We start from the raw sequence: 12,991 nt of genomic DNA, 5'->3' as shown, positions 1-12,991 counted from the left end.
CTGAAAGGAGAAATCGCACATGTATATCGACAAAGATTGGTGTTTTTCTTTGCGGAGTTTCTAGTGCGATTTCTCCTTTCAGTCGAAATGACAAGATTGCGGTTATGGTAATGCTTTAAAAAAATAGATTATTCCTAAAACTATAAACGTAATTATAGTAGTCCAATTTTTGAACGTCTTAAAATTAACTTCAGATTTATATCGTTTATTATTTTCTGTAACATCTTTTTTCCACAGTTTATGAAGTTTATAAAAAGCAAAAGATGCTCCAAAGAGCGAAAAGCTACATATTAAATAAGGATAATCCATTAGCTAATTTCTTGAATGAGATACTTTGTACTGTTAATCTCAAACTCAAAACCTACTTTATTTCCCATTAAATGATTTCCCAACGGAGATTGCGGAGAAAGTGCAATAACATTAATACCGTCAATTGTAATTTTAGGAAGTGCAACACTTAAGTACAAATAGATTCCGTTTGCTTTTACCAGACTTCCTAAAATAATATTCTCGGTAGTTTTTAGAGGATCAATTTTATCCAAAATCGCTTTCTGCGCAATTGCTTCTTTCAATTTATTGGTCAATTTTTCCTGTTCGATATGCATCATCGACAAAGCCGTTTCGTGCTTATCACCGGCAGATCCTTTAGCATCATTTTTAGAATCTTCTGTCAATCCCGAAATCATGTCTTTAAAAACATCAATTCGATCCTGAACCATTTGTAGATAATGATTGTATATTTTTTGTTTGAATTCCATTCTATAAAGGTAGTGAGGTTCTGAGTCGCAAAGGTGCACAGGTTTTTTTTCTTTGTCTATTTTTTTATTCAAAAAAAGTACTTGGATAAACTACATTTCCGCTAATACCAGATAATCCATTTTCAGTCAAAGAGATTACCATACAGTTTTCAGCAGGAACATCAAAAGGCATTTTGATATTGTATTTTTCGCAAAGTTCATAGCCAAATCTTGGGTAATAATCTTGATGTCCCAATAAAATCACCGATTTATACCCTAACTCTTTTGCCAATTCATGACCGTATAAAATAAGTTTTGAGCCAATTCCTTTTCCTTGAAATTCTGGCAAAACCGAAACTGGAGCAAGTGCTAAAGACTGAAACGATTGAAATTCATTTTTAATCTCCAATTTTGTAAATAAAATATGCCCGACGATTTTATCCTCAACTTCGGCAACAATCGATAACTCTGGAATAAAAGCTTCCGATTTTCGCAGTCTTTCAACCAAAAATTGTTCTTTGTGATCGCTGTATTCTTCTTTTTCAAAAGCCTTTTCAATCAGCTGAAAAACACTTTTGTAATCATTTTCATTTTCTTGTCTCAGTTTGATTTCCATCTTCTTCTCTAAAGTTACAAAGGTTCTAAGTTACAAAGATGCAAAGGTTTTGTACAGTCACAAAAAAAGTTAGCCACGAATTCACGAATTTTTTAATTAATTCGTGAATTCGCGGCTAAAAATTTATGCTAAAAACTTCGTGTCTTTGTGCCTTCGCGGCAAATAGCTTTTAAAAATCGAATTTATAATTTCCTCCAGCTAAAACCTGAAATCCTTGTACGGGATAATTCAACCATCTTTCATACGCTTGATTTCCTATATTATTCAGTTTTAAGAAGAAAGTCAAACGTTCGCTGTATTTGTATCCTAAATGTGCATTGGCATCAAAATAACTTTTTAATGTAATTGGATTTCCAAGAGTCGCAACATTTAAATTAGTCTGCATGTCTTTACGTTCGCCCACATAAAAAACATTTAAACCAGCATACCATTGTTTTGTAATATTAACATCGAGGTTTGAACTCAATTTCATTGAAGGTAAATTCCATGCTTCTAAACCATCTGTTTTATAACTATTAAAAGTTCCGTTGATTCCAAAAGAAACATTCTGAGAAAAATCAGCTTTTAGTTCTCCGTAGAAGCGCAAAGTTCTAACATCATCATAAATCACCCCAAACGAGTTTCCGAAAGCATAATTTTGATTTGAAAAATCTTCTGTATAATCATTGCTTTTAAACAATGCTTTGTCTTTCTCATTCAAATAAGAAGCAGTTAAATTATAATTGATATTATTAGCCAGTTTCCCTTTTAATCCTGCAAAAACATTATATTGAGTACTGCTTGGTTTCATATTTAAAGTGGGAGACAAAAATGGATTTTGAGTAACAAAATCAGCATAAGAGTTTTGATTTAAACTTCCGTTTACTCCTGTATAAAAAATCATTAAATCGCCTACCAATTTGTATGAAGCATTTACTTTTGGATAAACATAAAACTTGTTACCGCTGTTTTCAGAATCTAAACCATAAAATAATCCCGCTCCTAACTCAAGCGTCCATTCGTTTTCATGAATCACAAAACTTGGTTCAACTCCAAAATTTGTTAAACTGTATTTTAATGGCTCAACATTATTATAAGCATAATTATGTTCAAACGAACCGCTAACATGATCTATAATAATATTAGTATTGATTGCCTGATCCATAACATCAACTTTAAAAGTCGGCTTCAAATAAAAACGATTCTCTGAAGAAGAAAAACTATCCGAAAAATGCGTAAATCTCGCATCGATTTTATTGAAAATACTTTCACTAAACTCTACATTTCCTCCTAATGAAATAGTATTATAAGAATGATTTGGATTAATTCCTCTAATCAAATCTTCTTGCGTTGCAGGCGGCAGCGTCATTCCAAAATCAGAAGGCAGGCCGTACCAGTTATAAATTTGGTTTTGATACCCCAAATCAACTCCCCAAGATACATCGCGATTTATTACGCCATAACCTACATTTAATGCTGTATCATAAAACTCATCGTTCAGATTAACATCTTTAATTCCTCCTTGCGAAGAATGATGACGTAGCATTCCTGCTAAATAATCGTTATTTCCTAAATCCTGCGTTACAAACAACTCAGCATTTAGTGTTCCGTAATTTCCAACACCTAAAGTCGCATAATTATTAAACAATCTTTCTTTTTTAGATTTTTCAACACCTTCTGCTTTTCCTTTTGATGGTGTAAAAGTCGACGCCACCGGAACTGATAAAATGCTATATTTTATAGTTTCTTTAGGCTGATTTCCAGAATCGTCCAGCGAAGGAGTTTCTTTTACTTTAAAAGCGTCTGAGATTGTCGGCGAATAAGGCTTTACCACATTTACAGTTTCAGTTCCGATGTTTTCATTTTTCTTTTGCGAAAACGAAAGCTGACCAACAAGCAACACTAGTAAAACGATGATTTTATTTCGGCAATTAATTTTCATATATCTTTTTTTTTGTAAAATGTAAAATGTAAAAACTACTCCAGAAGCATTTCACTTATCACATTTCACTTTTTTACATCTTACAATTATCTAATTTTCTAATTCTCTCAATTTTCTAATTTTTAAGCTTCCCACTCGCCTTTTGCAACAAATTGAGCTTTTCCACCAATTTTGATATCAAACTCATTCTCATTTAATTTTCCTTTAAAATAAATTTCTGAAGGACGATTAATATAATCTCCTTGATAATTAATGATCTCAAGTTCTGGTTTATGGTATTTTAATAAAAATGCTTGCAAACAAGTGCTCGCGCTTCCAGTTGCCGCATCTTCAACTAATTGGTTATGTTCAATACACAACATTCTGCTGAACAATTTTGATCCTTCTAAATAATAGAAATACAATGCTCTGTGTGGAGTTTTGCAATTCTTCTTCAACCATTCATCGGTTTTATCTTTGTCTAAAACCAAATTTTCGAGCGCTCTTTTACTGCTTAATCCAACCATCACAAAAGCGCTTCCGGTTGTAACTTCCTGAATTGGAAATTGATTTTCAAAATCGTGATTTTTCAAATTACTGAATATCGAAAAATCTTCTTTCGAAAAAATATCCCAAAATTTTGGCTGTGCTGCTTTTAACCAAATCAAATCTTCAGATTGTTGAATTGAAATAGGCCCAATTGGCACATTTAGTTTTATACTCTCCGGCGAATTATCAAATACTTTATTCATTAAAACCCATGAAGTTCCTATTATCGGATGACCCGCAAATTGCATTTCATGAGCCGGGGTAAATATTTTTATTTCTGCTTTATTATTTTCTTTGTCCAGTTTGGTTACAAATGTGCTTTCTGCAAAATTTATTTCTCTTGCAATCTGCTGCATTTGATCCTTACTTAAATTTTCTGCCTCTAAAAAAACCGCCAACTGATTTCCGGCATATTTTTTATCAGCAAAAACATCAACTATATAAAAAGGTAAACTCATTTCTTTCTTTTTTTTAGAGAATAGAGGAAAGACTTTAGCAATCTTTCTTCTTGCTTCTATTCTCTTTTTTCTTATTTATTAATCGACGAATTGGTTTTAGACTCTTCCATTTTAATCGCACTCAATTCTTTTTTTGCTTCTTCAACAACATCTGGAAAATCGGTAAAATTGTTAATTACGTTATCCAAAATATAAGTTGCCTGATAGCTGTCTTTTAATCCGTAGAAATTTTTAGCCATTAGAACCAAGCCTTTTGCTCCATAATATTTGTAAGCCGAATAATTCTTCGCTAATTTTTGTACAGACACATTTGAAGCATCAAACTTGCCTTCTTTTGTTTTAAAATAAGCGTCATAATACAAAGCCTCTGCCGCTAGTTCTCCTTTTGAAGTTGCCGAAAGTTTTGCATAAGCCGTTTTAGCTTTTTCTTCGTCACCAGTCTGCATTGCCGCACGCGCTACAATAATTTGAGCATCAGCTTTTACGTTTGCATCCGTTTTTGCATTTTGCAATACTTTATCTGCATAAACAACTGAATTGTTATAATCCTTTTTGTCATAATAACATTTCATCAAATTAGCCTGTGCAAAACTTTTATTTTGAGGAAAATCAGCTTCGTTTTCTAAACGTACTAGAACCGGAATCGATTTATCACAATCTTTCGCTTTTAAGTAAATTTGAGCCAATCGGCTTAACGATTGTTCTGTAAATTCGCTTCTTGGCTGGTCAATAACATATTGATAATTTGCCGCAGCTTTTGTTTCAGAACCTTCAGCATAAGTCAGTTGTGCCAAATAAAAATTAGCTTCAAGCGCGTGTAATCCTGTTGGAAATTTACTCACATAACCTGCAAAACCAGTAATTGCAGCTTTGTTGTTACTTTGACTGTATTGTTTGAAAGCGGCATCGTAAGTATCATTATCCAACTCAGCATCTGTAACTGAAACGAAATCCAATGTTCGAACCCAAGTTGCATATTCGTCCACTTTTCCAGAATCCACATAAATCAATCTTGCAGTCGAAACAGCTTCAAGCGCTTCTGGTGTTTTTGGAAATTCAGCAGCAACTTTTTTAAATTTCGTTAAAGCTTGTTCGTCACGATCTGAATTGTAATAAATCAAACCTTGTTTTAAAATCGATTTTGAAGTAAATGAACCATTTTTATATTCTGAAATCAACTGATCGAAAGTTTTAATCGCTAAATCATTCTTTTTATCAGCCACATAAGTATTTCCTAATTCATACAAAGCATCATCACGATACTCTGATTTTTTATACATTTTAAGAAAGTTGTTCAACTCAGCAATTTTCTGATCGTTTTTAGACATAAAACCATAAGAAAGTGCTTTTTGAAATTGAGCGTAATCAGCATCAACTCCTTTTGCATCAATTGCTTTTCCGTAAGCTTCATTTGCCTGCGCATATTTTGAAGTCACAAAACGAGAATCTCCTAAACGCAAATACGAATCGTTTAAACGAACTTTATCTTCTTTTGAATTATCAATTTGAGCTTGAAATGAATTAGCCGCTTGATCGTATTCTTTCAGTTTAAAATAAGTATAACCAATGTTGTAATTAATGTTTTTATACTCAGCAGTAGATTTTGCTGCGGCAAGTCCAGCAAATTGTTTGTAAGTCAATAATGCATTTTGAAAATCATCTGTAACATACTCTGTTTCTGCTTTCCAGAAAGTAGCACGAGCTGTAAACTCAGGTGTTTTTTGTTCGCTGATTGCATTTTTAAACATTTTCGCAGCCTCAGTATAATTCGATTCATTAAACAATTCTACACCTCTGTAAAAAAGCACTTTTTGATAAGCTGCTTTATTTTCGGCAGTTCTGTTTTTTTCCAATAAAGTCAAAGCCTCTTTATAATTTTTTGTAGAAATATAAGAATCTACCAAAAGTTTCTCTACTTCAGCTTTGCTGGAATTATTTGGATACTTTTTCAAGAAATCAAGTAAAACACCAGGAACCGTTTGATAAGCGTTTCCAATATCATAACTTACTTTAGCGTAATTTAATGCTGCATCTTCTTGAATCTGCGCATTAAAATCCATTTCCGAAGCATTTTTGAATGCATTCAGCGCTTCTTGTTTTTTGCCTGTATTCAAATAACTTAAACCTAAATGGTAGTATGCATTTTGCGCTACAAAATCTTTTCCTTCAATGATTTTATTGAACTGCGAAATTGCTTTTTCGTAGTTTTTCTGTTCATAATACGCATAACCTAACTGATAAAAATCGGTATTATTCCACTTCCCCTTTTTACCTGCATATTGCTCCAAAAACGGAATCGCCTTATCGTATTGTTTTAGATTGAAATAACTTTCACCAATAATTTTATTCAATTCAGACTTTTCTATTTCATTTGATTTTGCCATTGCCTTTTGACCCAAATCAATTGCTTTTTGGAAATTTCCAAGTTTAAAATTCATATCGGCTTGATAATACGAAAGCTTTTCTTTGTATTTTTCTTCGCCCGAAACTTCATCAAAATATTTAGTTGCTTCTTTGTAATCATCACCTTCATAAGCCATAAATCCTAAATAATACTTAGCTTGAGAACCAAAAACAGGAGAATTCACCACTTTATTAAAATAAGTTGTGGCTTCTTTTTTCTTCTTAGCAGTAAAATAGCTGTATCCTTTTTGAAAATTGAATTTATCTGAGTCAGATTTACTCATGTAACTTTCATCTACTTTATCGAACCATTGTAACGCTTTTGGATAATTTCCCTGCTCAAAGAAATATTGTGCTACTTCAATGTAAGCCTGATTTTGTTTAGTACTTGTTGGATAATCATCAACAAACTTCGCCATTAACTCATCGGCATTAACCTGATTTGTTCTAATAGCGCAATTGGCAATATAATAAGCGCAGTCAGACTTTACTTCTTCAGTATCTGCATGATTTTTTACATACTCAAAAATATGTTGTGCCGAAGCATATTGTTTGTCATTATATAAAGCCAGTGCTTTGTCAAAATCCTTTAAATCGTAAGTATAAATAGCTGATTTTTGTGCTGAAATCGTGATCGAGATAAGGATAATTTGGAATAAAAAGAACCAGGAAAGTTTACGCATTTTAGTTTTATTTAGTATTCAAATTTATCATTTTATACCGTTTATAACGAAACGTTTCAGACTTTTATTATGAACAAAAAATTAAGATCTACAGTTTAAAAGCATAATTCAAACCATATAAGTCTTATAAGTAATTATAAGTCAAGAGTTTTATAATCTTTTTCCAATGCTGAGAAATCATATAAGCTGCCGTAGTAAAAATCCCAAACAAACATCTTTAAAATGGACTTATATGACTTATATGGTTTAAAATCACATTTCGATTTTTTATAAGAAATGATTGAAATTTATTTTGAATCCAACCGTTATCTTATTACTTTTACCAATCAAATCAATTTTATTATGTCACAAACCGTACTATCTCTAAAAGAAGTCACTATATATCAAGAAGGAAGAAAAATTTTATCGCACATTAATTTAGATGTTCAGCATGGTGAATTTATTTACATCATTGGTAAAACCGGTTCTGGAAAAAGTAGTTTCTTAAAAACTTTATACGCAGATTTACCGCTTACGGAAGGTGAAGGTCACATAGTCGATTTTGATTTGGCTACTTTAAAAGAAAATGATATTCCGTATTTAAGACGTAAAATTGGAATTGTTTTTCAAGACTTCAAATTACTTCCAGATCGTTCTATAAAAGACAACATGCTTTTTGTTTTAAGAGCAACCGGTTGGACCGAAAAAGAAGCCATGGAGCATAAAATCGATGAAGTTTTAAACAAAGTAGGAATGGGAGATTTCCTAAACAAAATGCCTCACCAACTTTCTGGTGGAGAGCAGCAGCGTGTTGCAATCGCAAGAGCTTTGCTTAACGATCCCGAATTTATCTTAGCCGATGAACCAACAGGAAATCTTGATCCTCAAACGAGTTCTGAAGTTTTAGAAGTACTAAAAACGATTAATGCCAATGGTAAAACTATTATCATGGCCACTCACGATTATGCATTATTGATGAAATTTCCATCTAAAACATTAAAATGTGAAGATGAAAGAATCTTTGAAGTGGTGCAAAGAAACGTGTAAATGCTTTCGATTTTAATTCCGATTTACAATCAAAATGTTTTATCGCTCGTTAACGAACTCGTAAAGCAATGCAGTTTATGTGGAATTAATTTTGAAATAATTGCTCAGGATGACGCCTCAAATTCTGTACTAAACAAGGAAAATGAGTCTATAAATTCTTTGCAAAATTCTTCTTTTATTTCTTTAGAAAAGAACATTGGATTAAGCTCTAATCGAAATTTACTCGTTGCAAAAGCTAAATACGAGAATCTTCTTTTTATTGATGGAGATTCTATTATTATCAATCCCAGTTTTATACAAAATTATCTCGATACTATTTCTTTTGACATCGTTTACGGCGGCAGAATTCATCCGCTGAAAGTCGAATCTAAAGAACAAAAATTAAGATGGAAATATGGACGAATGGTTGAAGATAAAACTGTTTCTCAAAGAAATTCTTCTGTTTTCAAAACTCTAATGTTCAACAATACTTTGATCAAAAAAGATTGTTTTAACCTCATACAATTTGATGCGGATTTAACAAAATATGGTCACGAAGACACTCTTTTTGCTTTTCAAGTCAGCAAATCAAACTTTAGTGTAAAACATATTGATAATGCTGTTGAACATGGAGAAATTGACAACAGCGATACTTACCTTTCTAAAGTGAAAAACAGTCTGGAAAACCTGATTATTTTAAATCAAAAAAAACAAATTGATCCTAGTTTTGTAAAAATATTATATGCACACAATCTGCTCAAAAAATATAAACTAAAATTTGCTTTAGGATTATTTTACAACGTTTTTAATCGAATTATCTGCAAACAATTAAACTCCGACAATCCTTCTTTAATGCTGTTGAACGTATTCAAAATAAGTTATATCTGCAGCTTAAAATAAAGTTGCAACTATAAACTTTCCAGCAATTTCTTCCATTTTTCCATTACAGCATCTATCTCGTAAAGCTGCATTGATTCTTTTGCATTTGAACCTAATTGTTTTCGTAAATTTTCATTCTCAATCAAAACTGAAATTTTCTCTGCAAACAATGCTATATTTCCATCAGGAACCAAAAATCCATTTGTTTCATTATTAATAATAGATCTTGGACCCGCGGAACCATCGTAGGCGATACAAGGCAAACCAAAAGACATTGCTTCGATCAAAGTCATAGAAAAAGCTTCAAATCGAGAAGTTATCACGTAAATAGATGCTTCTAAATATATACTCTCAATACTTTTTTGAAAGGGAAAAAAATTAACTCCTGAACTTAATCCTAAACGAATAATCTCTTTCTTCAACGAATCGGTTTCATTTGTATAAATATCCAAAACCCAGTCAGAATGTTTTTCATTTACTTTTGCCCAAATGGGCAATAATCGGTCTAAACCTTTTTCATATGAATTTCTAGCAACGGCAATTACTTTTTTATTTTGTAAAGAAGCTGTTTCTTCCGTTTTAACCCAAGACGGATTTGGAATTACAACTACATTTTTCGCATTCCATTCGTTTGAATTCTCATTTGATAAAACAACAACTTGCGTAAAATTTTGTGCACCAAAATCTTTAAAACGATATTTTATTCTTGAAACTAATTTTGACAAGAAACCTGATTTCTGTTGTTTCTCTTCAATAAATTTAGAGCTGTGACATTCTAGAATAATTGAAATTTTTGTTCTAATTAAAAAAGGAAGAACAAATCCTTTTAAACCATTATCAGCAACCAAAATAACATTAGGATTTATTTCTTGTATTTTTTGATTGATTTGTTTCTGATAGGATTTTAAGAACTTAAAAGCATTTCCCTTTAGTTCAATAGAATGAAATACAACGTTAGAATTGAAGTCATAAAAAGGCAATTCGTCATTTTCATTTTGAGATAAAATATGTACTTCATAATTAAAATGTTCAATAAAATAATTGGCTTTAACAGATAAAACTCTGGCAACTCCATCGGCATTTTTTATTGTGGGAACAATGTAAAGCAGTTTCATTTTTTAGACTTCAAAAAAGTTTCATAATCTCTGATATAATCCATTTCCTCAAAAACATCTGAAGCTAAAACAAGACAAACTGAACCTGAAGAAAAATTTTCTAATTCACGCCAAATGCCGTTTGGTAAATGCAATCCAACATTTGGTTTATTCAACAAATAGCTTTTTTTCTCAATTCCATCATTTACAATCACTTCAAAACTGCCGCTCAAAGCAATTAAAACTTCGTGTTGTTCAATATGCGAATGTCCGCCGCGAAAAGCTGTACTTGGCACATCAAAAAGATAATAAACCCGCTTGAATTCAAAAGGCAGAATTCCGTTTTGAATAAAAGCCAAATTCCCGCTTAAGTCTTCTACCACAGGAATTTTTACCAATGTTATATCTTGAATTGTGGTCATATTTTTAGTTCAAATTCATTAAATTCAACCATTGTTCGCCTATTTTTTCTAATAAAAACGGGCTGATGCTTTTAGTTGCATTTTGTTTACAATGCAGATATAAATTCTCATCTGAAACGAACAAATTCATTGTTTCGGTAAACTTTTCCCAATTTTGATTTTCGACTAAAATACCATTTTCAAAACTTGAAATCATATCTCTTGGGCCAAAATCACAATCGAATGAAACAACCGGAGTTCCGCACGCCAAAGCTTCTAAAATAACATTTGGAAAACCTTCATTTTTACTGCTTAAAACCAAAAATTTTGCTTTGCTGAGATATTTAAATGGATTATTCTGAAAACCTAAAAGATGAACAAAATCGGCAATATTATTCTCTAAAATTACTTTTCTGAGCTTGTTTTCGTTTCCGTTTCCAATTATAACCAAATGAATTTTATTTCGAGGCAAATCAGATTCAGCGTAACTCGAAATGAGTTTATCAAACTGTTTTATTTCATTTTCATATTGTCCAATTGCAATTATAAAATCAAACTGTAAATCAATCTTTTCATTCTGTTTTTGCACAATCTCATCAAAGTTTACAGGGTTTGCAATCGTTACCACATTTTTTAATTTATGTTTCGTTTCTACCAATGTTTTCATTTCTTCAGTAATAGCAACATTTGCCAAACAATGATTGTACATTAATTGTGTGAGCCAAGAATTATTTGGCATATAATGATCAATTAAAAAACTGTGAACCGTAAAAATAGTCTTTGCATTATAAATAAATCGAGCCAAAATAAGCTCTTGAATAACCTTAGTTCGAAAGCGAAAATCAATAATAAAATCAAATTGATTGTGATTTAAATAATCTCGTAAAACCTTTAATCTTCTAGCTTTATTAAAGAAACCATTGCTTTTATTTTTGAGCAAACCCAGGTTTACCAATTTCCCAGAATAGAGATAACTTACTTCGTCTAAAACAATAATTAAATCAACTTCAAAACCTTTACTTTCAAAAAAAACAGACAAATTTGCCATTACTTTTTCACTTCCGCCTCCGCTTAAGCGATAACCAATCAGCGCAATTTTCTTTTTTTTGTGAGACAATATCATTCGTGATTTCTTATTTTCGTATCAAATATAACTTTTTAAAATAAAATAAGATTTAGAACCATTAAGACATTAAGTTGCATAAAGCTTTGTCTTAATTTTCTTAAAGGAGAAAATTAAGCTTGTGTTTAACTTTATTTCCTTAATCTCTTAATGGTAAAACAAAAAACATGAAGGATAAATCATTAGTGTCTATAATTTGCTTGTGTTATAACCACGAAAGGTTTATTGTCGAGAGTTTAATGTCGGCTGTTAATCAAGATTATCCTTATGTTGAATTAACTATTGTTGATGATTTCAGCACCGATAATTCAAGAAAAGTCATTAAGAATTGGCTGACCAATTATCCTGATGTTTTATTTATTGAAAATGAAACGAATTTAGGAAGTACCAAATCGTTTAATAAAGCGCTTCGACATGCAAAAGGCAGCTTTATAATTGATTTGGCCTGCGACGATATTTTAGCAGCAAATTGTGTTTCATTACAAATAAAAGCATTTCAAAAAAGTCAATATAAAAACCTAGGTGTTGTTTACGGAAATACAGAACTGATTACTGAAAATGGTGAGTTTGACTCTTATTACTTTCCTGTTGATTCCTCAAAAAAAACAATCGAAACCCGAAAAACGGGCGATATTTATTTAAGTGTCATTTCTGGCGGTAATAGTATTTGCTCTGTTTCATCGATGGTTAAAAAATCTGTTTTTGATGATTTACAAGGTTATGATGAAAATCTGGCTTATGAAGATTTAGATCTGTGGATTCGTGCTTCCCGAAAATATGACTTTGATTTTATTGATGCAATTTTGATTCAAAAACGAATTGTCTTGACTTCTCAAGGAACGCATTTTTTTCTTAAAAACGACGAAAGATCTAGAAAAATAAATTATTCTACTTATTTGATTATTCAGAAAGCAATTGCTTTAAACAGAACAAAGGAAGAACACAAAGCCATTTTAAAACGAATGCATTATGAAATGATTTTGGCGTTTAAAACTTCGAATTTTAAATTGTTATTTAAATATATTCTGCTTGAAGTAAAACAACGAATTAAAATACTTTTGTAAATAAAAACAGCTACGAATACACGAATTTTTAATCATTAAAATTGGCAAAATAATTCGTGAATTCGTGGCTGTTTTTACC

At 31.4% G+C, this 12,991-nt stretch carries 11 protein-coding genes; 3 read left to right on the top strand and 8 right to left on the bottom strand.

Annotated elements, in window-relative coordinates; genetic code table 11:
• Positions 1 to 308: 308 nt before the first annotated feature.
• From B0A75_RS17020 to B0A75_RS17000, 5 genes are all read right to left on the bottom strand, one after another.
• Positions 309 to 758, bottom strand: coding sequence for a hypothetical protein (locus B0A75_RS17020; RefSeq protein ID WP_089055461.1), 450 nt, complete (start codon positions 756 to 758; stop codon positions 309 to 311).
• Between the two features lie 64 nt (positions 759 to 822).
• Positions 823 to 1,353, bottom strand: coding sequence for a GNAT family N-acetyltransferase (locus B0A75_RS17015; protein ID WP_089055460.1), 531 nt, complete (start codon positions 1,351 to 1,353; stop codon positions 823 to 825).
• A gap of 169 nt (positions 1,354 to 1,522) precedes the next feature.
• Positions 1,523 to 3,274 carry a TonB-dependent receptor gene (locus tag B0A75_RS17010; protein ID WP_089055459.1) on the bottom strand — a complete coding sequence of 584 codons (1,752 nt, stop codon included), beginning with the start codon at positions 3,272 to 3,274 and terminating at the stop codon, positions 1,523 to 1,525.
• Positions 3,275 to 3,396: 122 nt separating this feature from the next.
• Positions 3,397 to 4,260 carry a PhzF family phenazine biosynthesis protein gene (locus tag B0A75_RS17005; RefSeq protein ID WP_089055458.1) on the bottom strand — a complete coding sequence of 288 codons (864 nt, stop codon included), beginning with the start codon at positions 4,258 to 4,260 and terminating at the stop codon, positions 3,397 to 3,399.
• 71 nt (positions 4,261 to 4,331) lie between these two features.
• Entirely contained in the window at positions 4,332 to 7,346 is a 3,015-nt protein-coding gene (locus B0A75_RS17000) for a tetratricopeptide repeat protein (RefSeq protein WP_089055457.1), read from the bottom strand.
• Positions 7,347 to 7,688: 342 nt separating this feature from the next.
• Here B0A75_RS17000 and B0A75_RS16995 point away from each other — a divergent pair, with 342 nt between their 5' ends.
• The gene (locus B0A75_RS16995) at positions 7,689 to 8,372 is read left to right on the top strand and encodes a cell division ATP-binding protein FtsE (protein ID WP_089055468.1); all 684 of its coding nucleotides are present in this window, start codon (positions 7,689 to 7,691) and stop codon (positions 8,370 to 8,372) included.
• Complete coding sequence (locus B0A75_RS16990) at positions 8,373 to 9,251, top strand: glycosyltransferase family 2 protein (RefSeq protein WP_089055456.1); 879 nt, start codon at positions 8,373 to 8,375, stop codon at positions 9,249 to 9,251.
• Between the two features lie 8 nt (positions 9,252 to 9,259).
• Here B0A75_RS16990 and B0A75_RS16985 read toward each other — a convergent pair whose 3' ends face one another.
• Genes B0A75_RS16985 through B0A75_RS16975 form a run of 3 tightly spaced genes read right to left on the bottom strand, consistent with a single transcriptional unit; the run spans position 9,260 to position 11,848 of the window.
• Positions 9,260 to 10,345 carry a glycosyltransferase family 4 protein gene (locus tag B0A75_RS16985; RefSeq protein WP_089055455.1) on the bottom strand — a complete coding sequence of 362 codons (1,086 nt, stop codon included), beginning with the start codon at positions 10,343 to 10,345 and terminating at the stop codon, positions 9,260 to 9,262.
• Complete coding sequence (locus tag B0A75_RS16980) at positions 10,342 to 10,746, bottom strand: sugar 3,4-ketoisomerase (RefSeq protein ID WP_089055454.1); 405 nt, start codon at positions 10,744 to 10,746, stop codon at positions 10,342 to 10,344. The genes B0A75_RS16985 and B0A75_RS16980 overlap by 4 nt, the downstream gene beginning before the upstream one ends.
• 4 nt (positions 10,747 to 10,750) lie before the next feature.
• Complete coding sequence (locus B0A75_RS16975) at positions 10,751 to 11,848, bottom strand: glycosyltransferase (RefSeq protein WP_089055453.1); 1,098 nt, start codon at positions 11,846 to 11,848, stop codon at positions 10,751 to 10,753.
• 167 nt (positions 11,849 to 12,015) lie between these two features.
• Between B0A75_RS16975 and B0A75_RS16970 the strand changes: the two genes are divergently transcribed.
• Positions 12,016 to 12,912, top strand: a complete 897-nt coding sequence (locus B0A75_RS16970; RefSeq protein WP_089055452.1) for a glycosyltransferase family 2 protein — start codon at positions 12,016 to 12,018, stop codon at positions 12,910 to 12,912.
• Positions 12,913 to 12,991: the final 79 nt, after the last annotated feature.

The sequence above is a fragment of the Flavobacterium oncorhynchi genome, from assembly GCF_002217355.1.
Lineage (GTDB): Bacteria > Bacteroidota > Bacteroidia > Flavobacteriales > Flavobacteriaceae > Flavobacterium > Flavobacterium oncorhynchi.
This window is presented reverse-complemented; position numbering and strand designations above follow the sequence as displayed.

Excerpts from the sequence above, each read along its gene's own strand:
- B0A75_RS17020 (WP_089055461.1), bottom strand. The coding sequence starts at position 758 with ATGGAATTCAAACAAAAAATATACAATCATTATCTACAAATGGTTCAG.
- B0A75_RS17015 (WP_089055460.1), bottom strand. The coding sequence starts at position 1,353 with ATGGAAATCAAACTGAGACAAGAAAATGAAAATGATTACAAAAGTGTT.
- B0A75_RS17010 (WP_089055459.1), bottom strand. The coding sequence starts at position 3,274 with ATGAAAATTAATTGCCGAAATAAAATCATCGTTTTACTAGTGTTGCTT.
- B0A75_RS17005 (WP_089055458.1), bottom strand. The coding sequence starts at position 4,260 with ATGAGTTTACCTTTTTATATAGTTGATGTTTTTGCTGATAAAAAATAT.
- B0A75_RS17000 (WP_089055457.1), bottom strand. The coding sequence starts at position 7,346 with ATGCGTAAACTTTCCTGGTTCTTTTTATTCCAAATTATCCTTATCTCG.
- B0A75_RS16995 (WP_089055468.1), top strand. The coding sequence starts at position 7,689 with ATGTCACAAACCGTACTATCTCTAAAAGAAGTCACTATATATCAAGAA.
- B0A75_RS16990 (WP_089055456.1), top strand. The coding sequence starts at position 8,373 with ATGCTTTCGATTTTAATTCCGATTTACAATCAAAATGTTTTATCGCTC.
- B0A75_RS16985 (WP_089055455.1), bottom strand. The coding sequence starts at position 10,345 with ATGAAACTGCTTTACATTGTTCCCACAATAAAAAATGCCGATGGAGTT.
- B0A75_RS16980 (WP_089055454.1), bottom strand. The coding sequence starts at position 10,746 with ATGACCACAATTCAAGATATAACATTGGTAAAAATTCCTGTGGTAGAA.
- B0A75_RS16975 (WP_089055453.1), bottom strand. The coding sequence starts at position 11,848 with ATGATATTGTCTCACAAAAAAAAGAAAATTGCGCTGATTGGTTATCGC.
- B0A75_RS16970 (WP_089055452.1), top strand. The coding sequence starts at position 12,016 with ATGAAGGATAAATCATTAGTGTCTATAATTTGCTTGTGTTATAACCAC.